This is a genomic window from Paenibacillus sp. 1781tsa1 (genome assembly GCF_024159265.1).
GTDB lineage: Bacteria > Bacillota > Bacilli > Paenibacillales > Paenibacillaceae > Paenibacillus.
Window position 1 is genome coordinate 5843130 of sequence record NZ_JAMYWY010000001.1, and the last position, 22645, is coordinate 5865774.

Annotated in this window: 23 protein-coding genes; 1 reads left to right on the forward strand and 22 read right to left on the reverse strand. The window is 45.1% G+C overall.

Translation table 11 applies throughout. The features are described from left to right. Positions 1-113 precede the first annotated feature (113 nt). From NKT06_RS26260 to NKT06_RS26285, 6 genes are all read right to left on the reverse strand, one after another. On the reverse strand, positions 114-701 hold the full coding sequence (locus NKT06_RS26260; protein WP_253440774.1) for a hypothetical protein: 588 nt from the start codon (positions 699-701) through the stop codon (positions 114-116). Positions 702-991: 290 nt separating this feature from the next. Further along, a complete protein-coding gene (locus NKT06_RS26265; RefSeq protein WP_253440776.1) occupies positions 992-1189 on the reverse strand; it encodes a hypothetical protein in 198 nt (65 codons plus the stop codon). A gap of 218 nt (positions 1190-1407) precedes the next feature. Continuing rightward, positions 1408-1659 (reverse strand): hypothetical protein, encoded by a 252-nt coding sequence (locus NKT06_RS26270; RefSeq protein WP_253440778.1) that lies wholly within the window; start codon positions 1657-1659, stop codon positions 1408-1410. Positions 1660-1671: 12 nt separating this feature from the next. Further along, positions 1672-2139 (reverse strand): hypothetical protein, encoded by a 468-nt coding sequence (locus NKT06_RS26275; RefSeq protein WP_253440780.1) that lies wholly within the window; start codon positions 2137-2139, stop codon positions 1672-1674. 4 nt (positions 2140-2143) lie between these two features. Further along, a complete protein-coding gene (locus NKT06_RS26280; RefSeq protein WP_253442817.1) occupies positions 2144-3352 on the reverse strand; it encodes an IS110 family RNA-guided transposase in 1209 nt (402 codons plus the stop codon). A 162-nt stretch (positions 3353-3514) separates the two neighbouring features. After that, positions 3515-4291: a recombinase family protein gene (locus tag NKT06_RS26285; protein WP_253440781.1), complete on the reverse strand. Its 777-nt coding sequence runs from the start codon at positions 4289-4291 to the stop codon at positions 3515-3517. Positions 4292-4451: 160 nt separating this feature from the next. Between NKT06_RS26285 and NKT06_RS26290 the strand changes: the two genes are divergently transcribed. Next, complete coding sequence (locus NKT06_RS26290; protein WP_253440783.1) at positions 4452-4658, forward strand: helix-turn-helix domain-containing protein; 207 nt, start codon at positions 4452-4454, stop codon at positions 4656-4658. Here NKT06_RS26290 and NKT06_RS26295 read toward each other — a convergent pair. From NKT06_RS26295 to NKT06_RS26370, 16 genes are all read right to left on the reverse strand, one after another. Beyond that, complete coding sequence (locus NKT06_RS26295) at positions 4621-5481, reverse strand: replication initiation factor family protein (protein ID WP_253440784.1); 861 nt, start codon at positions 5479-5481, stop codon at positions 4621-4623. The two genes, NKT06_RS26290 and NKT06_RS26295, sit on opposite strands and share 38 nt — an antisense overlap. A gap of 481 nt (positions 5482-5962) precedes the next feature. Beyond that, positions 5963-6322 (reverse strand): ribonuclease toxin immunity protein CdiI, encoded by a 360-nt coding sequence (gene cdiI / locus NKT06_RS26300; protein WP_253440785.1) that lies wholly within the window; start codon positions 6320-6322, stop codon positions 5963-5965. A 20-nt stretch (positions 6323-6342) separates the two neighbouring features. Next, on the reverse strand, positions 6343-11214 hold the full coding sequence (locus NKT06_RS26305) for an RHS repeat-associated core domain-containing protein (RefSeq protein WP_253440786.1): 4872 nt from the start codon (positions 11212-11214) through the stop codon (positions 6343-6345). Positions 11215-11226: 12 nt separating this feature from the next. Next, complete coding sequence (locus NKT06_RS26310; RefSeq protein ID WP_253440787.1) at positions 11227-11586, reverse strand: WXG100 family type VII secretion target; 360 nt, start codon at positions 11584-11586, stop codon at positions 11227-11229. A 17-nt stretch (positions 11587-11603) separates the two neighbouring features. After that, complete coding sequence (locus NKT06_RS26315; RefSeq protein ID WP_076210980.1) at positions 11604-11879, reverse strand: WXG100 family type VII secretion target; 276 nt, start codon at positions 11877-11879, stop codon at positions 11604-11606. Beyond that, entirely contained in the window at positions 11880-12689 is an 810-nt protein-coding gene (locus NKT06_RS26320) for a hypothetical protein (protein ID WP_253440788.1), read from the reverse strand. A gap of 21 nt (positions 12690-12710) precedes the next feature. After that, entirely contained in the window at positions 12711-14069 is a 1359-nt protein-coding gene (locus NKT06_RS26325) for a serine/threonine-protein kinase (protein ID WP_253440789.1), read from the reverse strand. A 38-nt stretch (positions 14070-14107) separates the two neighbouring features. After that, on the reverse strand, positions 14108-14389 hold the full coding sequence (locus tag NKT06_RS26330) for an EsaB/YukD family protein (protein ID WP_076210973.1): 282 nt from the start codon (positions 14387-14389) through the stop codon (positions 14108-14110). An 18-nt stretch (positions 14390-14407) separates the two neighbouring features. Continuing rightward, positions 14408-15157 (reverse strand): vWA domain-containing protein, encoded by a 750-nt coding sequence (locus tag NKT06_RS26335; protein WP_145153652.1) that lies wholly within the window; start codon positions 15155-15157, stop codon positions 14408-14410. Between the two features lie 72 nt (positions 15158-15229). Then, complete coding sequence (locus NKT06_RS26340) at positions 15230-15502, reverse strand: WXG100 family type VII secretion target (protein ID WP_076210969.1); 273 nt, start codon at positions 15500-15502, stop codon at positions 15230-15232. A gap of 127 nt (positions 15503-15629) precedes the next feature. Then, on the reverse strand, positions 15630-19634 hold the full coding sequence (gene essC, locus NKT06_RS26345; RefSeq protein WP_253440791.1) for a type VII secretion protein EssC: 4005 nt from the start codon (positions 19632-19634) through the stop codon (positions 15630-15632). 31 nt (positions 19635-19665) lie between these two features. Beyond that, a complete protein-coding gene (locus NKT06_RS26350; protein ID WP_253440793.1) occupies positions 19666-20649 on the reverse strand; it encodes a hypothetical protein in 984 nt (327 codons plus the stop codon). Further along, positions 20636-21184 (reverse strand): hypothetical protein, encoded by a 549-nt coding sequence (locus tag NKT06_RS26355; protein ID WP_253440795.1) that lies wholly within the window; start codon positions 21182-21184, stop codon positions 20636-20638. The genes NKT06_RS26350 and NKT06_RS26355 overlap by 14 nt, the downstream gene beginning before the upstream one ends. Before the next feature lie 13 nt (positions 21185-21197). Next, positions 21198-21578 carry a hypothetical protein gene (locus NKT06_RS26360; RefSeq protein ID WP_253440797.1) on the reverse strand — a complete coding sequence of 127 codons (381 nt, stop codon included), beginning with the start codon at positions 21576-21578 and terminating at the stop codon, positions 21198-21200. A 32-nt stretch (positions 21579-21610) separates the two neighbouring features. Further along, on the reverse strand, positions 21611-22105 hold the full coding sequence (locus NKT06_RS26365; protein ID WP_253440800.1) for an ABC transporter permease: 495 nt from the start codon (positions 22103-22105) through the stop codon (positions 21611-21613). 37 nt (positions 22106-22142) lie between these two features. Continuing rightward, positions 22143-22628, reverse strand: coding sequence for an ABC transporter permease (locus NKT06_RS26370; RefSeq protein ID WP_253440802.1), 486 nt, complete (start codon positions 22626-22628; stop codon positions 22143-22145). Positions 22629-22645: the final 17 nt, after the last annotated feature.

The window sequence follows — 22645 nt, forward strand, 5'->3', positions numbered from 1 at the left end:
TTATATGAGTTAATGTGTTACTCGTTAAACAGCGGGTTGATTTAACACTAGGGGCCACGTAATAATATTGGCATTTAAAGAAGCATTGAGACGATCCAATATTTACAAATCATTTACTTTTTACTAAAGTATTCATTCACTATTGCAGTTAATTGGTCGTCTCCAAACTCAACGTTAGTCAAATAATAAAGAAAAAAGTATTCTACTTCATTCTGATTGAACAGGTTTAGGTATTTAAATGCAAGTAATGTATTATTATCTGCTCCATAATTTTTTTCCAAATTTGATTTTACATATTGTATTACTTGATCAATGAACCTATTATCTTTTGACTTAAATAGAAAATTAAGAACGAATCTAATATTATCTTCATTCTCCATTTCAATAATCTCACGTACTTCCTTCTCTTCTAATTCTTCTTGTAATAGTTGTTCCTTCACCATATTAAATTTTTTTAAAGCCTCTAATTCATCATTATAATAATCCTCCCAAAAACTTAGATACGCAAATTGCTTTGGAAATAAGGCCCAGCTATTATTGGGTTTGTTCCACAATATCCAATCTGAATTTACTTTATCAGATACTATTTCAAATAAAGAGCTTGAATACGGAACAACTTGTCTTGCATCATTTTCTATCCTGTAAAATTCCTCACCATTTTTGCTGGTCTCCACAGAATAAACGATGTACTTTTTATTCATTGATATATTCTCTTGTTTCTTGACATCCTCTTTAAGGCATACTCTCAATTTATCTTACTCCTTTAATATTAAAATCAACATCTAAGTCAATTATCCAGAATAAGTCATTTTCATTTTCTCTGAGCTTCTTAGATTTAGATACTTACACTTTAATATCAAATGAACTAATATTTCGTGTTTTTTGATTTTGATAAAAATGAATTTCTCCCTTTCCATACGGGGTTTCATACTGTTGCTTTGATGTCATTTAGGCCCAATCTTCCATTTTACTACCATCACTGGTTAAAATCTTACGAGCCTTCACGTCCGATTAGCCCCAGACCATAGATGTAACGGGTTTTCACATTCCCTTCCCCGTCCATCTCCATCAGCACCCGGCTCAGTTCATTCGCATCGTCAATGACATAACGGGTCACTTGCCCTCGCTGCGCGAGTTCAATCCGGTCACCCTGAGGGTTGTACCGATATTTCAGTTTCCCTGCCTTCACCAGACGGTTTCGAGCATCGTATTCGTAAGCGGAAGCGGTGCTGCCATCAGTCGCATACAGCAGATTTCCGTTGGCATCGACCGAAATCGAGAAATCTTCATAGGGGTATTACATGGGTTAGAAGTGTTATTGGTTGGATGATGGGTTCATTCGGCAATGGGTAGCCTACAGTAGAAAAAAACCTTGAGAGGCAAAAAGGCCAATCAAGGTTTAACTTCTTAGGATTCAAATGTCATTTTCTCAGGAAATAAACCGCCTTCCTTAACTAGACATCTTGCCATTCTTTGAGCCGCCCTATCGAAGTAAAATTGATTTGAATGATTAGGGTTGTTAATCGGTTCTAATTCGGAGAACATTCTAGTTTCTTTGTTTAATTCAATCTTTCCCATTAACTCTTCTTTTGGGCCGAATCTATAAATCACAACTGATTCATCCTCGTAGTCTTTCAAGAGTAAAACAAAAGCTCCCATTTATATTCACCTCTAATCTATTTCCCACGGACGACCTGATCTGACAGCGGCGTCGTGCGCAGTTTCATAGTTTGTCTTAAATATACCCTCAAACCTTGACTCGAACAATTCATGATTTAATAAATCAATGTCTTTCTTGTTGTAAGTTCCTTGCTGTAATCTAGTCCATGCTTGGGCAATTTCATAATCAGGGTCAAACCTTCCATTTCCACTCGACTTGATATGTTCATTATTAAATACATGGTCTTTGATGCGTTTAATCCGACTTTCTGCAATTCCTGTGTTCTTTGAAATCGCCTGAACATCTGAAGTTGAAACTCTTATACTATCATACATTTTCGACGCTTCAGCCTCTTGACGGAAATATTCATCTACTGAGAGGTTATTACGACCTCCAGTTTGAATATTACCCGTCCCCTGAGTTGTAATCTTAAAATCTTGTATAGAAAAAGTGGCAACTGATTTCCAATTACCACCCATTATATCATCCGGCTTTGAGTTCCGTTAGAGGACTCGCCATCCTGTATTCGGTTTTGTTCTTCATCATGCTGTAGATGATGTTCACAAGCCTTCTCATAACGCATATAAGGGCTTGCTTCTTGGTCTTGCCTTCTACTAGCTTACGTTGGTAGAACTCGTACATGAGCGGATTACGCTGTGTCTTGTTCTTTCCTTTGGCGACTTGGATTTGCTGAACGGCTAGGTTATGGAAGATGCTGTTCAGAACTCGGTTACCCTGTCCACTTGCTTGGTCTTTGCCCTTCCCACCCGAACTTAATCGGACAGGAGCGATTCCGGCGAATCGGGCTAGCTTGTCAGCGTTCGAGAAGCGGCGAACATCTCCGATTTCTGCGACCAGTTCCGCCACTGTTACGATGTTGATTCCATCCATCGACTCTAGCTTATAGTCCGTCTTGGCTAGCACCTTCCGAAGTTCTTCTTCAACTTGCTTGATGAGTTCCCGACTCCTCCGCATATCATGAACCATACTAACGACTAGGAAATCCCGATGTTCTTGAAGTTTGCGTTCAGTTGCCCCATCTTGCCTGACGACTTCCAAGATTTCCTCTGCCTTACGGGTGGAACAAGTATTATGGCTTACTTTGCGAAGGTATTCAGCTAATTCCTCCGCCCCCACCGATGATAGATGGTGAGGTGCAGGGTACTTTTCCCAAAAGGCTAGAGCCGCCTTCCCGTCAATGTCACAGAAGAACTTCTTATATGAAGGATAATGATAACTTAGTTGCTGATGAAGCTGATTTTTAAGCATGGCGGCATGTTTGACGATGGAACTGCGTCTTGCTACCACTTGCCCGATTGTCCAGTAAATGTCCTGCGGATTTGCGTCCGGCAGTTCATCTAGTCTCGCAAGCAAGACTTTGGCGATGCAGAACGCATCCCAACTGTCGCTCTTTTGCGTTGTTGCATTGCTCATGCGTTCATTGTAGGATAATGCGGAGTTGACTTCCTTGACGATTTGCTTGTTCTCAACAAGGTGAACGGCTACTGCTCTGCCGTTGCCGCCCGTATCCTCCAAACCATAGACAGGGGTCAAGCCTTTTGGCGTATGCTTCTTGACGAACTTCATCAGGTCATCAAAGGCAGATGGTTTATTCTCGATTTGGATTTCGCCTAGCCGCTCATTCCAACAGTTGACGATAACGGCAGTATGTTGAGCCTTATGTAAATCCATTCCGACATAGATATGCGTTTGCTTATAGTGCGACAAAAGGATTCACCCCTGTTTACAGATTTGTAAGTTAGCTTGACGGTAGGTAAAGAATGGGTGCAACCTCAGTTCGAGCGTTAACCTTTCGGTTCGCAGTGGGACGCAAGCATCTCCATTCAATGTCCGTCAAAGGATGGCTTGATGTAAGCCTTCCGCTGATATATCTCCATAGCGGTAAGTACCACTATAAAAATCACGTCTGTCCAAGATTCGTTTGACTTGCACTTTCGTAAACATATTGCCTTGTTGAGTCTTAAAGCCTTCTTCATTCATGGTTTCGGCTACTCGGGTCAATGACCATGTCGGATTCTGTTCCTTTAGCTGAAACACTCTGCGGACGGTTATGGCTTGCTTCTCGTCCACTTGGATGCACTTCTGACCTTTCTTTGCCCTGTACCCAAAGGTGGCTCTACCTCCTGCATAGCCGCCCTGCTCGGCTTTCTTGTACCGCCCCCTGCCTAATTTGAGTGCGATTTCAAGCCGTTGGTACTGGTCAAGCAATTCCATCAAGCCGTTAATCAAGAAGTCGTTAGGGTCTTTCTTGTAAATGCTGTAGGTCGGCTGTTCAATGCTCCGAACGTCCACCCCATGCTTCTTGAACTCTCGATGTACCAACACTTTCACAATGTCAGAACGCCATAAACGGCTTGTATTGAGGACGACAACCGCATCAATTGATTGAGTAGACAGGGCGGCTAACATGCTCTGAAAGCCAATTCTGTCTACCTCAAAGGCTTCTTCATTAACCTTCGCACCACTGATACCTTCATCGCTGTATATGGTAATCAGATTCCATCCTTGCTCCTGACAATAGGAGCGGATTTCATCTTGTTGGTACGCTAAACTGTATCCATCCTTGGCTTGTCCACTCGTTGATACTCTGACATAACCGATAACATTCATACTAATTACCCCCACCGTTACAGAAATCACAATTATTGAAACGGTACTCCGTGTCACATATCTATTATAGAACGGTATTCCGTTGCAATCAATGTTTTTTTAGTGATATGATGAAGGAAACACCGCTCACCTGAAACGGTAATGCGTATCGGAGGTAAACATGCCAGTTCGGTTACGACTTAGAGAAATTCTTGAAGAACGGGGAATCAGCCAACGGGAACTTGCTCGTAGAATGAATATCCGTTCTAGTACCGTCAGTCATCTTTGCTCCGATAAAGTTAATGCGGCATACTTCGATACGTTAGAACAGATATGCCGTACACTTAATATCAGCCTGAACGAACTTCTTGTATTGGAAGATGACTAACCTTACCGGATAGAATGGCACAGGGGAGCGTTATAGCTTCCTGCCATTGTTCCGCCGCTACTTCATTCAAGTCAAAAACATCCTGCGTTTTCATTTGTTCTTGAATCTTCTTGCGGTAATAAGGGGTCGTATCCTGCGGCAGAAGTTCCCCTTGCTGAATCTCCTGAACAAGTCTCCCCACCTTTGGGGTAAACTTGGACAAGTCCGTCAGCACAGCACATAGATATTTACTGTTAAACTGCGGCGGAAACTGTACCAGTGCAGCAAGCGGTAACTTGCCCTTAGGTGCATATACAATTTCCATCCTCGTTTGCTCCCCTTTGATTCCCTGCCGCCCAGTCTCCATCAACTGACGCTTCTTGTCATACACCCGACAATAGCCATCCTCCTGACGTTGATGTTTGCCGTTGTAATAGCGAGTGCCTTTGAATAATCGTAGCTTGCGACCTTTCGTAGACATCGAGAACAGGTCATTGATGGGAACAGGAATGTCGAAAGCAACATCACAACGCACAAACAAGATTTCGTTGGCAAAGTCTCGGATTTGTTCAAGCCAGTACCGGAAGTAAACAAGCGACTTCGGGTATACTTCAATTCTTAACGTATTCTTACGAGTTTTCGGAGCGTAGACCAACTTATAGGAAATATGCAGGAAGTGTTCTCCCGTATTGATTTTGAGACGGTATTGAAACCCTCTCTCCCCCACCGTCATTTTGACCCCGTAGAAGTGACAGATTCGTTTATGGAACTCATTGAAAAAATCCCAATACACATCTGTAAAGTCAATGACAATACGGTCTATGGATACAGTGACCCCTTTCATGTGCCACCCCCTCCCGAATTTTTTTATGAATTTCGGGCTTAATTAGAGGGCAGGTGGCTAGCCTTTAACACATGACCTTCCCGTTGATTGTTGTTCTGTTAAGTCCTGACAATATTAGTGGTCGTGGTATTCTGCAATAAAGTTGCGACCAAGTCCTTTCACCGTATCTATCGTTGCGGTAATTTACATTGTTGCGATTTCTTTTGAAAAAACCGCAAGAAAACGAAGGTAACAAAAAACAGGTCTATCATGGAGATGTCTGACCATAATCGACCTGTTTGATGTAACGGTGTAGCGTTATTTAGGTTACAAATTCAAGCATGAATGTGCGTACAATTAAAATGACGAAATCTTTATACGGGTATTAAATGGGTTATATGTGTTATTGGTTGAATGATGGGTTCATTCGGCACTGGGTAGCCCTCTTCAAAAAAAATAGACGGCTATCATTAAAGATAACCGCCGCCCAACATAGATGAAATTAGCTTAATTTATTTTTTATTGCTATCAGTAATTCGTTGACTTCCGCTTTACAACTAGGATTACGTTCTAAAAATTTATTGCTAGCTTCTAGTAGATATCGATAAAACACATTATTATCTACTACCAAGATTTCATCTTTCTCTACAGCCGGATAATCAAAATAATAGGCAACTCCGTGTTCACCGAAATAACCCTCTTCCCAAGGTTGAAGTTCTTCAGCAAAAACGCACCAAATTTCTCCTAACCCAAATCCTTCACCATTCGAATAATTTTTTAGAGCATCTAAAAAATATCCATCGCCTAAGTTGGAATAGTACAGCCCAATAAGTTCTATCTCCTTGTTCGATTCAATTGACATATTTGCTCTCCTTAAATCACTTATTTTAATGTTGGGAAGAAGTTTGTTATTTCCCCATTATCGATATAGCCTTGGAACTTAAGCCCGTTTGATGAAGTACCAGTTATTATTCTTCCATTAACAGTTCCGTTTGCCATAGCTTCTTGGCCCCATTGTACCATTTGCTCATTAGAAATTACGCTTGGGTCGTACACGGTTTTTGGATTAGGGATATTTTTGTACTGTCCCGGTATAATATCTCCCCGTGTATCAACTGCAGGCAACTGATATTTAACCTCATAAACACCGTTAATAGTGGGATGTGGTGTCTTAGATATTATATTCTCATCAAGACTCCATCCTCTATCAGTAAATGCCTTATTGAAATTGTCCAAATTGTGCCCTCCGACAATTCCTTTATTACCCTTTCGAACAACATCCTCAACTTCTACTAAATGGGTATCATATCCGGTCTTTAACTTCAGACCATTACCCATCCCCTCAGACTTTGATTCCTTCTTATACAACCCCAACGGGTCAATATAACTCACCGGGTTCCCGTTCACATACGCATACCGGTTAAAGGTCTGTCCATCCTGAATCTCTCCACGAATCACATCTCGATTCAAGAACCGCTTCAGCTTCGGATCATAGTACCGTGCTCTCATGTAATACAGGCTGTTGGCATCCGTCATGACCCCATCTCGACCATTATACGCAAACGGCTGCTGGGTTAATCCTTCATGCTGCTCCAGTTCACCATACAATCCATACGTATAGCGGTCCGTCACCCGATTCTGCTCATTCGTTAGCAAGGTCGTACTGCCACGCAGGTCATAATGGTAACTCAGATACGTTCCGTCGGCATCTTCGCGTCCAATTAGTCCCAGACCATAAATGTAACGGGCTTTTACATCGCCCTCGCCGTCCATCTCCATCAGCACCCGGCTCAGTTCATGTGCATCGTCGATGACATAGCGGGTGATTTGCCCTCGCTGCGCGAGTTCAATCCGGTCTCCCTGCGGGTTGTACCGATATTTCAGCTTTCCTGCCTTCACCAGACGGTTTCTAGCATCGTATTCGTAAGCGGAAGCGGTGCTGCCATCGGTCGCATACAGCAGATTCCCGTTGGCATCGATCTCCACCGGGTAGTCCCCCACACGTTGAAGTCGGTTATCCCAGGTATAGTGCAGATGCTGCGTTGGCGAAACACTCGTGAATTCCGTTTCAGATGTCCCTACTTGTTCGGTTGTCAGGTTCCCGGATGGATCATACGTGTAGTGTACAACACGTCCTGGCTCGGCGCCACTGCGTAGGCGTTTCAACGTATCATACGTGTACTGTTTATTCTCTTCCTTCAGCAGCAGGCCCGATGGGCTGTATTCGTACTTGAATTGCTGTAAACGAATGCCTTGTCCGCTCGTATCCGTCAGACGAGTCAGTTGGCCTGCGGCATCGTATTCCCGTTGCTCCTGGCTGCCGTTCGGGCGCCGAGTCTCGATGAGCTTTCCACTTGCATCATAGCGGTACCGGGTCAGGCGACCGTTCCAGTCCTTCACTTCAGCCAGTTCACCCGTGGCTTGGTAACGATACTGCACCACTTTGCCATCCGGATAGGTCAGCGCCGTCATCCGGCCTGCCGCATCATACGCATATTGCAGCAAATGTCCAAATCCATCGGTTCGCGTGAGCAAGCGTCCTGCCGCATCGTAGGTTCGTTCCTCATGCTGCTCGGCTTCCAGCACACGGGTCACCTGTCCATCGGGCGTATAGGTCAGCACGATTTCACCTGCTTCATCCGTGGCACGGATCAGGCGACCCGCAGCATCATATGCGTACCGAGTTTCCTGTCCCTTGGCATCCAGCTTGGTACTTAGCCAGCCGCGATCATCATAGGTGTACGCCGTCCGTGCACCTGCCGCATTTGTTTCCTGCAGCAAGCGACCACTGCGGTCATACGTTAGACGGGTCTCGTTTCCACTGGCATCGGTGTAGCTCGTGTTCCGATCTTCCCCATCCCAGGTCTGGCGATAGGTCACTTCATCTGCGCCTTCGCCTTGAATGACTTCGGTCAGGCGGTGCGCGGCATCGTAGCGATAATGGCGGGTATGCCCATCCGCATCGGTATCTTCGACGCGTTGATGGAGGGCATTGAACCGCAGCCGCGTCATGTGGCCGAGTCCATCTTGCCATGCCACGGGACGACCAGCCGCATCATAGGTCAGTTGCTGGACCGTCCGGCCTTCGCCATCGATGACGGAGACCAGACGACCTGCACCATCATAGTGATACTGTGTGACGTGTCCTAACGCATCGGTCACAGTCTGCAATCGACCTGTGGCGTCATAAGAAAGTTGAGTCGATTCGCCCAGTGCATTCGTCTCGGCAATCAAGCGGTTTTCGGCATCATAGGTATATTGCCGGGTGTGGTCGAGCGCATCGGTGATAGTGGCGACTTCCCCGTTCGGCGTATACGTATACTGCATAGAGGCTCCAGACGGACGGGTCTCTCGAATGCGCTGCCCACTGGCATCATACACGGTCTGCCACGTGAGGCCTAGCGGGTCGGTGACGGATGTCAGGCGATCTGCACCATCGTAGCTCCGGCGACTTACACTTCCTGCGGCATCCTTCAGTTCGACCAGTCGGCCTGCTTCATCCCAGCCAATCTGTAAACGTCGACCTTCCGGATCCAGCGTATGCTGCAGCTCGCCTGTCTCGCTGTAGGCATAGGTCCAGATGGCTCCCGTGAAGTCCTGGTACGTAGCCGTTTGTCCGGTTTCGGTGTAGGTCCACTTCGCTGTACTACCATCTGGACGGGTCACTTCGGTCAGTCGTTCTTGTTCATCGTACTGGTAGCGGGTTACGCCACCTTCGGCATCCGTTTCACGCGCGACTTGATGGTGCGCGGTATAGTGATATTCCGTTTCATGACCCAGTGGGTCGATTTCACGGATCAGATGTCCCTCTTCATCGTAGACATACGTCGTCGTTTCGCCCAGTGGGTTGGTGACACTTTCCATCTGTCCCTGCGGCGTGTAGGTGTATCGAGTAATACCGCCATTTTCGGCATGCACTTCGAGGAGCTGCAAGGCGTCATCATGCACGAGGGTACGTGTCTGACCCAGCCGATTGGTCACGGTAGTCCACGTCTGACCCGGATGGCTCTCGGTATCATATGCCATCCGCCCTGCTGCACCGGATGGGTCGGTTTGCGCAATGATTCGGTTTTTCTCATCGTAGGTATTGGTAAACTGAATAACGCCGGCTTCGCTCAACGACATCAGACGCCCTTCGCCGTCATGGGTCATTTCTGTGATCGTACCGTCCGGTTCGGTTAGACGCACCAGGAATCCTGCGCTATCATAGCCAAATGTCGCTTCACGCAAGGCATCCCTGACCGCGGCAAGGTTTCCCTCCGCGGTATAGTCCAGTGTCAGCGCACGTCCCGTGACCCGGTCCTGCAACTGCTGGAGTTTTCCTTCTTCATCATAGACCAGATCAAGTGACAGTCCGTCCTTGTTGGTGTAACGAAGCAGTACGCCGTTGAGATCGAATTGGTACGTTTCGCGCGGACTACGGGCTGTATAGAGCCAACCCTGCTCGGTGTAGGTTAGCTCGTCATGGTTCACATCCAGGTCATCACTGCGATAAAGGCCGTCCCCTTGGTGCGTAAATCGGTTCTTCCGTCCCGGCGTCCAGCAGACATCCACGATGGGTTGGAATGCATTACTAGCTTCGGCTTCGGTCTGAGAATCCTTCGGAGTGATGTCCAACCGCAGACCATATTGATGTGTCCAAGCTGGGCCTAGCTCTCCCCGTTGCAACAGTCCCGAATGGTAGATTAGGGTAAAGGGCCAATCGGCTGCTCCGTGCAACGTCAGCAGACGGTGATTCATAAACTGATGACCAGTCGCTGCGTGAATCGGGTCCTCCACTTTACTTTCTGCATGTGATTTCTGAGGGTTCTGCGTTTCGGTGTTTCGCCCCGTAGAGGGAGATTGCGACGAAGTTTCGATATCCTTCGACTTGGGCGTCGTGGTCGTTTCTACGCCTTTGGCGCCTCCAGTATTCGGTTTTTTGTCCAATATCTTGGCTGCGCCCGCACCCGCTGTACTTGCAACGCCAGCCATGCCTGCTTTCTCCCCATCAGTGAGTCCCGTATCGTGGCGTGTGGACCCGGCATCGCTTGGCGCATCGTCTGCTTTGCCCGTTGGTTTGTTACTGGTCATTGGCGCGTCGCCTGTATCCTTGGAACCTGCGGGGGCTTCGCCTGCCTTGGTCGACTTCGGCGCCGCCCCTGCAATGTCCTCCCCGGCTTCACGGGTCGAGTTCCCGGGTACCCCCGCCTTGTTCGGACCGGTTGGTACGGCATCGATCGCTTCACCCGCGTTACGACCTACGGTTTTCGCTGCATCTGTGGCTTCATCCGCAAATTTGAGAAGGGAAGTAGTTTTGTTTAGACCCTTCCCCAGCGGCCCCAGAACGGAGAGTCCCCGCTCATACCAAGCCAATTTCTCTCCCGTGACCAGATCCCGGCCAGTTATAGCCTCAATAATACCTTTCACATTGCCGACTACGGGCGTAAAATCCAGCACCGTCCCCAGTGCAAAGGTGAGGAAACTAGCCAGCTTGCCCCAGTTGAATTTTTTGCCGTCTCTGTCCGCTTGTTCATATTCTTCTCGTTTGCGCCGGGTTAACTCCGACAGCAGCTCCAGCTTGCTCTGCAAGCCGTCCAGTTCCCGCATCAGGTGGGTGAACGTGCTTTGTACCCCGCCTTGGCTGAGGGTTTTGTAGCTGAGGCTGTTCATCGACCGATTCAGGTCCGCACGCAGATCCCCCATCTCATCCGCGGCACCATTCAGACTTTTCGAGGTCCGCTTCAGGTCAGATAGGCTGACTTCCAATTTCACATCGCTTCCCCCTTATTTCTTCTTCGCAGCAGCAGCGGCTACAGCGGCTGCTGCTCGTTGTCTTTCGCGCTCCTGACGCTCACGTTCCTGGCGTTCTCTCTCTCTGCGCTCTTCTTCAAGGTCCTCTTGCATGAACTGATTGGCTAAGGCTTCCAAGCGGCGTGCGAATTGTTCCATATCATTCGCAGTCGTTCTCATCCGCTGAGTTGTATCCCTGAAATCATCCATAAAGTGTTGATATACTCTACCCTTCCAGATCATGGACTGGACATTACTATTGATACTGGAGCGTTCATTCTCCAGCTTATTGCTGTTGCTGCGTAATTTGGAGGCAATGCTCTGCAGTTTACCGACGTCAGGCCGAATTGGCATATGTACATCTCCTTACTTTACTTTAATGAATCTGCCTTACTAAATCTCTCCGAAATAGCTTTAAGCTCGTCCCCTACATCCTTTAGCACAGTAGATACACTCTCCAGTTGAGCATGTGCATCTTTGTAAGAGGAGTAGAAACGCTCTTGAGATTTCCCCTCCCATTCCCCCGTAATTCCATCGATCAATGACTTCAGTTCTCTGGACAAAGCAATACTTTCCTGACTGCTGGCCAGAAATCGGGTAGCAATCTCCTTAATACGTTCAGGTTCAATTTTGATACGGTCTGCCATTTATTTGACCCCTTTCCCATCCAGTTTTTCGATTTGATCCGCAAATCGTAATAACGCTTTTTTCAATATCGCCGGCTTATATGGCTGGAACTGAAGCGTCCCCTCCGTCAATTCAACCGCCAGATACAGCTTGTCTCCCCATTGCGCATAGTGGTAATCCTCCTGATGCCACATCAGTCCATGCCTTTTCATAAACATCATGGAGCCTGAGCGCTCCCCATTACTGAAGATGTCTAACGCAAGCTCTGCCTGTTCTTCCGTATGCCCTGCTTGAACCAGTCTATTAAGCCGGTCTACTTCGGTAAGCTGATTCCATTGATCCCACGTACAGTCTTTGATGACCGCCTTTTGGGCCGCACTCTTATATTGAAGTGTCAGTGGAAAGAACCCTTTCATAGCTTCTAACGTTAACTGGGCATCTGCCACAGGAACAAGGATGATGCCTCCTGATTCATCTGCTGTTTGTTCAACAACGATTCGAGGAGTGAAATAGTAGTGACCTGCGTATTTTCCAGTGCCTTCAATCTTCTTACTCACATGCATCACATCGGCACTGCCGCAAGCAGCAATGCAATAGGCGAGCATTTCATTCATATCATAGCCAGTTCCCTCTTGCTTCGGAACCAGATACCCTTTCTCCACAAATGTCTTTTCGATCACCTTATATTCCGCTTCCAATTCCTTAGCCAGATACCCGCGATAAGGATCATCAAAGTTAGCTATATGACGGACTCCTACCAACTGAGTCAAAAAGAAAAACTCTTCAGGAGAGAGTTGGAATGACCAGTCTTCCGTTAATTCATTTTCCAAGATAAAGCACTCCTTCAATCACTATTCAAATAGACCAATAACATAAATAATCAGTGCAAAAACCAGCGCACCAACTGAAGCGCCTATTACATAGATCCACATACGGTCATAGGTGGACTGTTTATTCTGTTGGATCAGTTGATTCCAGCCTTTTTTTACGAGGGTCTGCTTAGGTTCAGGGTTAAAGACAGTCTGATCTATGCCTTCTTGCACCTGCTCCATGGCAATGGAGATTTCAACATGAAATGGCGAACGATCGTTAAATTGCTCAATCAGCTTGCCATATTCCCAGAAGGCCGATGTCAGATTCCCCTGACGTTCCAATTGACGGGCTCGTGCCAATTGATTCTCTTGGGCGTGACTCAAAGCGTTAACAGCATACTCACTCGGCAAGTGATTAGATTCCTCTGCTGGTTGCTCCAACTCTATTTCCATTTCAGATGTTGAAACCGCCTCTTGCTCCACGAATTGCTTCGCTGAAGCCAGTGCAATCTGCCACTCGCCAAAGGTTGGGCATTGCTGTAGTTGCTCTGCATTCCACAATCGGTCTAGCAACGCTGCTACTTCAGGGCCATACTGCTGCTCGAGCGTCGCTTGAAGAAGTACATAGCGCTCACTATGTTGCTGGATTTCTTGTGGATCAAAATAACTATCTCCCCACGCTTGCTTACATATGTCTGTACTCGACCAAGCCAGCATCTCGGCAAGCAGGATTCCACCAGCAAATCGATCCGCAAGAGGACTCCAGTCCCCATACTCTCTAAGGAAAGTTGCGGTATATCCCGTTGCACCCTCTGGCAGATTATCGGGTTCCTCCAATTGCTTGGCGTACATTCCTTCCACATCAACTAATTCAACAGACATGTCCTCCGCCTCTTGATTAGGGTTGACGATCAGCAGATTAGAAGCGGACAAGTCGGCATGGGCTATGCCAGCTTGCTCCAATACAGCCATGGTAGATACCAAAACCATTGCCAGTTTCATTGATTGTTTCCGAGATAATACTTCTCGGCCAAGCATTAATTCACTCCATGTCACACCATCGATCCATGGCATATGTGCACCGTAAAGTAATTCAGGATACTGTCCGAGCAACTCCATATCTTCTATCGGATTCAATATCGTTCGTGACCATACACTCAGTCCCGAGTGGACCGTGTGGTCTGCCATGAGCTCTGTTAACTTCATGACAGAGGGTTGCCGGAAGGCTGGACGGAACACCTTCAAGGCACTGTTTTCTCCCGAGCTGTTAATAAGCTTGTATACTGTGCCTTCCCTGCCCTCCTGACCATAAGGCATGCCTTCGAATTGAGGGTGCTGGACCAGTCTGTAGACTTGGTTTCTGATTCGTAGTTCTGTATTTATATCAGGTGGAAACACGATTCTTGCTCCCCTTTGCACAAAAAAATGATTCGAAATTATATTGTTGAGAAGGAGTTAACCTGCTCAATGCGCAGATAGCTTCCATCCATTGCTTTTACATCCTCCAGAGACTGCTGAAGGTCCATGCTATTCCACTCGCTTCCATCACTGCTAAGATAGTAGCGATAGTTGGATGCTTGAAACGTAAGGGCCATACCTTCATTTAATCCTTTGAGCATGGGTTCAAGTAATTCATGCAGAGGTATCGTATTAGGTAGCTCTATATCTGTCTTTTTACCAGTAGCATCAATAATTAAGGTCAATAATGTTCGATCCATGTGTTCTCCTCCTTACGGTTACATCGGGGTAGAAGCAGACATCTGCAGCCCTAGTGAAATTAGGTCTTTACTTGTACCAGGCAACATCATAAGTGCACCCTTCTGAATGGAATATCCGGATTCCATCATCATTTCGCGATAGCTTTCAGGTACAACCGAAGACATTCGTTTTAATTTCTCCGAATAAGGGTCCACCACGAAGGAATCCGGCATCATACCTTTCCAAGCTCGTGTATCTCGAATCCGGCTAGTGGAAGCATCCTCTGTAATAAAAATATTTTCGACCAGCACTTGTCCATCAGGGACAGACATGGTTTTGATCCGTTCAACAATCGGTTCAGGATCTTCCCCTGTGTAAATGCCATCAGTCATATGACAGATCAGAGGGGCAGGACAGTGCTCCATGTTACGAAGCTCAGACTGAATAATCTTCTCCGCTTGTTTGAATGCCTTCGCCGTGTCTGTGAATCGTTTTGGGTATAGCGGTGGTAGACTGCCACGATTGGCAATTCGGTCAATGGATTTTACACCATCCAGCAGGTCATACACTTCATCACTATAGGCAAGAATGGCAATCCGGTAACGCGGGGACACTTTTGATCCTTTCGTTGACCGGTAGACGATCTGGCGAATAATCGTCTGAAGTCCCTCATTGACGATATCCATCCTCCGTTGTCCTTCAAGCTCAAGCGTCATGGAGCCGCTTATATCAATTAAATAGATTAGTAGAGCGGGGGTGCTTCCCGTCGCATGTACTGAATAACTCATAAGAATTACCTCACATTTTTCATACTCTGGATATAGAAAAAGCCAGGTAAGTTTACCTGGCTTCTTATGTAACTATTTTGCTTCATCTGCGCGTCTAAAGTTATCTGAAATTTTGCTTAGTTCTTCCGAAACAAACCCAAGCATTTGAATATAAGATTTCATTTCATTCTGACGTTCCGTATAACGTTGATAAAAGGCATTAGATTGCATACCTTCCCATTCAGCTTGCATTGTTTGCATTAGTGAGTTTAATTGCTGAGTAAGCTGTTCACTTTCTTGTTGAGCTTGTTTGAATTTATTTGATGCTTGATCCATCTCTTCAGGTGTAATTTTAATTCTTACCATTCTCATCTTCCCCTTTATACCATTTTTATAAATTTTAACCATTTACTATTGTATACAATGGACTATACAATTGCCAAACATTTTTTGGGAAAAAAGACTCATTTATGAGTCTTTTTTCCTTTCAACCTTAATTTGCGACAAGATTCGAGTTTTCATTTCGTATTACTACTTGCTCTTCAATCTGTGCAACACCATTAGCAAATGCATGCACCGTTTTAACATTTACGAACTTACGTTTAACATAGAAGCCTTCTCCATCTGGTAGCAAACGGCTGCCAGAAACATAAGGAACTTTGATATTGAATAACTCGGCGTCATTAGACTCAGCTGTGCCTAATAACCAGCCAATCTGAGCAGATTTGATGTCTTTAAGCCAATCATCATAGTTACGATTAATCGCATTGGCTTGTCCGGATACAATGATATACACCCCATGCTCCCGTCCATTTCGGGTGATATATTCCAGATGCCCTGTGATTGTTCGAGAAATACGCTTCGCGATGAAATCAACGTCGTCAATAATCAGCACCATTTTAGGAGCAAATTCATCCGGATCAGCAACTCGCTCTTCCAGTTTGTTACGGAGAGCTTCGATCATTTCCTCCATCGTGGCCTCATTGGTTGCAAATGCCACCGTATGATGAAGGTCTTTCAACACTCCCAGTCCTTGCGGCGTACGTCTAAAGTCACACAGATAGAGTTCGAGCTCTTCCTGTATATACTTCATAGCAGACATTAGGCCAATCGTAACAAGTAGCGATGTCTTTCCAGATTCCATTCTTCCTGCCACCATGAAATATGGTCCATCTGCCTCCATATCCCAGCCGAGCATGTTCAAGCTATCAATGTTCATGTGCACAGGTAAAACAGGACTAGAGGCCAGATTCAGATCACCTGTCGCTTCTGGAATTGTGATTATCTCAGGCAGCACTCGAATAGACTCTGGTTTAGCAGTCGTACAAGTGGCATCAAGTTCTGCAAACTGTTCGCGCAATAACTTAGCACGGGAAGACTCATTCACCGCATTAATGGATAACGCCGTTTGGAATTCATATGGAGGGATTGCTCCCTTCACAAAGGCCCTTCCTTCCGGCAACTGTGTTGGTGCTTTGGTCAGCCTTCCTACGGCATAGTTATAGTCCCCTGCATCTGCAAGCATATATGAGACAACATTTGGGAAGTTACTGCGGATGCGTTCCAACATATCGGAAATCCGATTGATCGTTGCCACAAAGTAAATGCCAAGTCCTGGACCTTCGCGTAACAGAGGATCCAGCTTCTCATGGAGCTTCTCGAACTGTCCTCGGAAACTAACATAGCTATCGATAATAACAAGTATGGCCGGCAGCGTATTTCTAGTTTCGGAACAGTAAGACAATCTGGATTTTACTCCTGTTTCAGCAAACAGCGTTTTACGCTTACTAATGGTCTCTTCCAGATAATTGAACAATCGGTTCATCTTCTCTTCCTGATCATCCTGAATTACATCCGCCACATGAGGCAACAGTGTATAATCCTTCAGCATTCTTCCGAAATCGAGCGCATAGATATTCACATCATTAGGTGTCGTTTCCATTGCCAGTGAATATAGCAAGGTCTGGATAAATGTTGTTTTCCCCGTACCTGGCATACCATATATCAGCCAATGTCCTGATTCCAGATCGATCCGAAGTGGAAATTGTCTTTGGTTCACTACATCATCAATAAGTCCAACCTGTGGATTCAAAATTTTACCTGGTTCACTTGAACTAACAGCCAGATCTTCCAAGGTCAGATGATTAGGCAGCGGCTCCAGCCAAGGACCTGGTAGACGCTGAATACCTTCACGTTCTGCTTTCATCGCGATATGCTCAATAAGAACATTTAATTGTTTTTTACTGAGCGTCTTTTCTTCAGAAGGTTTTGTTTCCTGAATCAATTCAAGCTGGTCTCTTAACTTGGTCTTGCGACCATCCAATTCATAAGCGTACATATTGCGGTCAGATTGCGTAATACTCTGATCTGGTCGATATGGAGCACCGCTCCATGCGAATTGAACGGATTCAAATACTTCATTACTACCGACCTGCAGAAAACCACGACCCGGGTTTGTAATATGAGCAGCATCCGGAATTCGGATCATCTCACGACTATCACTTTCGTCCTGAACCCGAAGGCAGACTTTATAACGGGAGTTACTCCAGATTTTATCATCTACAACGCCGCCTGGTTTCTGGGTTGCCAAGAGCAGATGCACACCCAATGTCCGACCAATAGCCGCAATGGAAACCAGTTCACTCATGAACTCAGGTTGGTCTTTTTTCAGTTGTGCAAACTCATCGATGACAATGAATAGATGCGGGAGAGGATCTCGATCTTTCCACTCTGTAAGATAATATTCGTCAATATGCTGTACATTACCAGCAGCAATGAATAACCGCTGTCTTCGTTTAAGCTCGGCTTTAAGAGAAACCTTAGAACGTTCGATTAACCCTTCTTCTTCCAGATTGGTTACTGTGGCAATAACGTGAGGCAATTCCTGGAACGTGTTGGACATGCCCCCACCTTTATAGTCAATCAGCATAAACGCCATATCATGGGGATGATATTCAACCGCAAGCGATGCAATAATGGATTGAATAACTTCACTTTTACCTGAACCGGTTGTTCCTGCCATAAGTCCGTGAGGACCATGTCCTTTACGCTCGATCTTGTCATGAAGGTTCAGCAGAACCGGTTTTTTTCCCCCTCTAACACCCACAGGGAAAGGCAGGGTATTGGGATAACGTGACTTCTGCCAATTGTTTTCCACATGAAACTGTTCTATATTTTGTATTCCAAATAACTCAAACAACGTAAGCACATTTACAATCTCATCCGCAGAATTTCGCTTGATCCGATAAGGAGCAATCTGACGTGCAAATTGATCTGCTTGTTCCAGTGTCATCTGATCTGATTTGAAGGGTTGTACAAATGGAATCTCATCCTTAGGCTTGGCATAGGTAGCATCGCCAGCAGAACCACCCGTTACATTTGTTGAACGCATGACCCCTTCAGCCGAATGCAAATCAATAACAAGTTCACATTCCTTCGGAAGAACGTCCTTGCTCGGTGCAAGAACGATGCTGCAGACGCCAATGACCTCTGAGCTCTTCATCATCAAAGGAAGAATAGGTTCATGCTCCAGCATCTCAATGAATGGCAGGAAACAGACGTAAAACGGGAGTGCTTTCTCCCCCTTGTTCAACCATTGGCGACGCTGTAGCATCGTAAATAATTGTTCCATCAATTGAGGTTGATACCCACGTTCTTCAAACAGGTATCTACCCGAACGGGTGTCGTTCCACACATGCGGAATCCACCTCATCCAGTCCCAATTTTCTCGTTGTATCTTGTTCATAAATACGGCCATCTTAAGCTCGTCTGGTGCATGATTTGCCGCAAGTTGGGTCACAACAGTACGACAGAACATATTTAGTTCTTCTTCGTCGCCAACAAGTCCGATAATGCGATATTTACTCAAGTCCAGCAGGGCGGGAGCATTCGTAATTGTAGTGAATTTCTCCGTCATTTCCCTCGCTTTTTCAAGCATCGGTTCCTTCTCAACTCCGTTTTGCTTAGGTACCGTAATGTCGAAGTTACTTGGCACGGTTCCAATGCCGACGCGGACTTTCAAGAAGTCAAAATCCTGTGGAATTCGCTCCCATACCGAAGAGCTTCGCTCCTTGACCATATTGATACAAAATTGTGGATCCAAATGGGTTTGGTGCCAGTTCAAAATCAATTCGTTCTTCCAGTTCTGCAGCGTTTCCCTGTTCTCATTAATGTGATTGTCGTATAAACGTTCACGATCTTTAATTTTCTTGCGATGCTTTGCTTTATTCTGGAAATGAACCAGTACAGGTACAAAATATGAAACAACCATCATACAGAGGGAAATCATCTGTACGGTTACAAATTGCCCATTCCCCCGACTTTGGTAAAAAGTCATCATTGCCGCCCCACCTGCAACTGTAACCATGATGGGAACCATAATCGAGATAATGTTCAGTTGTGGTGGTTGAGGAAGTGAGGGCGGGGAGAAAATTTCCACTTCCTCTCCCGAAGTTTCCTTAATAATCCTAGGCGATCTCTTATAAAAAAAATGGGACATGCTCAGTCTGCCTCCTCTTCAACGTATTTTTTTAGCGATTCATGCAACCCTTCGGATAATAACCTGCTGCTGCTGCATCTCTTTCACTTGAGAAGGTCTCATCTTCCCGATAACCATAAGAACATGTACTAGGGTAATAATATTTAATACCGGTTGTCAGATCGACTGCGCCTTTAATCTCTGTTTTCTTGACCAGTCGGCCTCCACCAAGAGCGTAGTTGTTATAGAATTGGTCCCCTATCGGAATTCCTTGGATAAATGCCATAATTCCAATGTCATCGATGGAGTTGATCCATTCTTCCTGTGAAATTTGTGGAAGACTAAAGGTATAATGGACTCCGTACCGAGTCGCGTACTCATTATGTTTGTTTATATAATAAGCCAGATCCTGTTGAATACTTTTCACGATGACACTTTTTCGCATCGCTTCAAAATTGGCTGCATTGTCTAATAAAGGAATGTTGGTTGTGCCCTCCAAATCTTCACGGAACCCTTCAACCCAAGCCTTTGCGTAAGAATCATACGCATATACATAACTGTCCAACGTGAAATTAATACTGTTTCCTCTGTCGTCCGAGTACGAATATGGTTTCTTCGGTCTCCACATATGCTTGAATACCCTCTCGCTATTGGCATCCCTGTACTCATCCACTGCGTACAAGTCATAGCCATCGTAATCAATGACGGCAACTGCTGGAATATATCCGGCAAGAGCCCCCTGTCTAACAGGGTCATTGACAACATCAAAATTCAAATAGAGTGTGCGAAAGAAAGTGTCCAGCGCTCTCTCTTTATTCGCAAAGAAGAATTTTCTCGACTGATAACCTGCCTCATATTCTTGGAGTACATTCATATTTAGCATCTGAGAAGCATCCTGGACTGCAGTATGCAGTGAAGCTGAATATTGATTCGATAAGGCCTGAGCCGTTTTTTGGTCTCCTGTTCGAAAATCCATGACGAGATAGAAAGGGACAAAGATACAGATAAACAATATTGCCAGATTAGTAATCTTCATTGATTACCATTCCCCCGTAAGGAACATAGACCTTAACGTTGCCATCCGTAATGCCTCCAGTAAAAACATCACTAAGAATTGTTGCCATAGTACGATTAACATTTTTCACTTTCACGGTGAAGAAGTCACCTACCGCCATGACATATCTGCGATCGATATCAGATGCTAGACTATCGGGAAACAATCTCTGCATAATTTCCTGATTATAATGACCATCAAAGTAGGTCGTGAAACTATCACGGAAAGTAGCCGGATTAGCCGGATCAGTATATTCCGGATTGTACTTCTTGTGTAAATGTTCCATTTGGATGTCATACTGATTCCCCGTAGCTCCGAGCTTTTGGTTAAACTCCAGATACATCTCGGGAGTGATATACCCCTTGGTTCTAGCGGAATCCACGAATGTAGTCACAGCTGAGTGAATAACGATCTGAGACAAGTCATCCTGTCTTTGAGCCTGTTGGTACAACGGATACAAGAATAACAACACGATGGCAATGAAAATGCCTAATATTTTGGAGAAAGAGTTTTCCACACTAGCTCACCCTTTATGTAAAAACAATGGTTTGTACTTTGCCTTGGCTGTCTCGAATATATGAAACAACATAGGTTCGATTAAGACTGATTCCTGATACATCAATACTTTCAATATCATCTGAACTATAGAAGTATTTATTAACTACACGAATATTGGCGTCCAAGGTTTTCATTTGTCTTATGCTTTGAAGAACTTCTGCACCTGTGTAGGTAATTTGCTCCGTAATTTCAAGACTTGTGAACAATCTTCGCTCTTCATTCACTGCGGATTTATGTGTAACGTTTACTGCCGCATCCTGAGACTGAATGCCTCCAAGAGCGAATATGCAAGCGATAATTACGATGCTGATCTCCGCCGCAACTAATATGAACTTTTCAACTGTTTCGCTCATTGGAGACCTCCTACGACTTGAGTTAGTACTATCTAATTTTGCTGTACAAATTTAATAGCTCTAATCATATTATTGCCGTCTCTCACTATACTAGATATAAATTTCCCACTTGGATTAATATATTGGGCACTCGCTTGATCCTCGGCATTCACTAAACTTGTCCTTTTATCTTGATCATTATTCATAGTACTTACTATTCCATTTTCAACTCCAAAAGTATTACCATAATAGTTACCTACGGTGTCACCTCCAGCTCTCTGTTTCCCCGTAATAACCTGGATACCAAACTGTTCCTGATTCATGTATTGTCTAACCGCATTTAGAACCTGACTACCTGACAAGACAGTATTGCTATACGTCTGATACTCCGTATCCGACAGTTGTGTTGTAATCGCGGCCATCTTTGTCTGTCCCTGTTTTGCTGCATCCTGCGATGAAATCGTAATAATAACTACAATCGTAATCAACATAATTGTTAGGAATATGCCCGCCGCTACTCGTATACCGACGCCTGTATTCTCTTCCAACGTATTCAATCCTCTCTTTGCTTATTTCAGATGGAAACTATTCCTGTTCAAAAATTATTCCACGAATCATATTGTTCTTATCTCTGACGATAGAAGATTTGAACTTTCCACTAGGGTTAATGTATGCGATGGAAGATTGGTCTTCTGCATTAGTTAAAGAAGTATTTTTGGATATTTTTGAAACCTCCCCACTAGCGTCAAATGTATTCCCATAAAATACACCTTTCTTTTTATCGTCATCACCAGACAACCGCTGTTTCCCCGTAATAACCTGCACACCAAATTGCTCCTGATTCATATATTGCCTCACTGCGTTCAGAACCTGACTACCCGATAATGTTGTATTACTATAAGTCTGGTACTCTGTATCCGACAACTGCGTCGTAATTGCAGCCATCTTTGTCTGGCCCTGTTTTGCCGCATCCTGCGATGAAATTGTAATAATAACTACAATTGTAATCAACATGATGGTGAGGAATATACCGGCTGCGACCCGTATTCCGACGCCTGTATTTTCTTCCATGAAAAAATCAATCCCCT

Coding starts and splice junctions, on each gene's coding strand:
- NKT06_RS26370 (WP_253440802.1), bottom strand. CDS start 22,628: ATGGAAGAAAATACAGGCGTCGGAATACGGGTCGCAGCCGGTATATTC.
- NKT06_RS26335 (WP_145153652.1), bottom strand. CDS start 15,157: ATGAGTTATTCAGTACATGCGACGGGAAGCACCCCCGCTCTACTAATC.
- NKT06_RS26340 (WP_076210969.1), bottom strand. CDS start 15,502: ATGGTAAGAATTAAAATTACACCTGAAGAGATGGATCAAGCATCAAAT.
- NKT06_RS26295 (WP_253440784.1), bottom strand. CDS start 5,481: ATGAAAGGGGTCACTGTATCCATAGACCGTATTGTCATTGACTTTACA.
- NKT06_RS26360 (WP_253440797.1), bottom strand. CDS start 21,578: ATGAGCGAAACAGTTGAAAAGTTCATATTAGTTGCGGCGGAGATCAGC.
- NKT06_RS26280 (WP_253442817.1), bottom strand. CDS start 3,352: ATGGATTTACATAAGGCTCAACATACTGCCGTTATCGTCAACTGTTGG.
- NKT06_RS26315 (WP_076210980.1), bottom strand. CDS start 11,879: ATGGCAGACCGTATCAAAATTGAACCTGAACGTATTAAGGAGATTGCT.
- NKT06_RS26330 (WP_076210973.1), bottom strand. CDS start 14,389: ATGGATCGAACATTATTGACCTTAATTATTGATGCTACTGGTAAAAAG.
- NKT06_RS26350 (WP_253440793.1), bottom strand. CDS start 20,649: ATGAAGATTACTAATCTGGCAATATTGTTTATCTGTATCTTTGTCCCT.
- essC (WP_253440791.1), bottom strand. CDS start 19,634: ATGTCCCATTTTTTTTATAAGAGATCGCCTAGGATTATTAAGGAAACT.
- NKT06_RS26285 (WP_253440781.1), bottom strand. CDS start 4,291: ATGAATGTTATCGGTTATGTCAGAGTATCAACGAGTGGACAAGCCAAG.
- NKT06_RS26270 (WP_253440778.1), bottom strand. CDS start 1,659: ATGGGAGCTTTTGTTTTACTCTTGAAAGACTACGAGGATGAATCAGTT.
- NKT06_RS26290 (WP_253440783.1), top strand. CDS start 4,452: ATGCCAGTTCGGTTACGACTTAGAGAAATTCTTGAAGAACGGGGAATC.
- NKT06_RS26260 (WP_253440774.1), bottom strand. CDS start 701: ATGAATAAAAAGTACATCGTTTATTCTGTGGAGACCAGCAAAAATGGT.
- NKT06_RS26275 (WP_253440780.1), bottom strand. CDS start 2,139: ATGGGTGGTAATTGGAAATCAGTTGCCACTTTTTCTATACAAGATTTT.
- cdiI (WP_253440785.1), bottom strand. CDS start 6,322: ATGTCAATTGAATCGAACAAGGAGATAGAACTTATTGGGCTGTACTAT.
- NKT06_RS26310 (WP_253440787.1), bottom strand. CDS start 11,586: ATGCCAATTCGGCCTGACGTCGGTAAACTGCAGAGCATTGCCTCCAAA.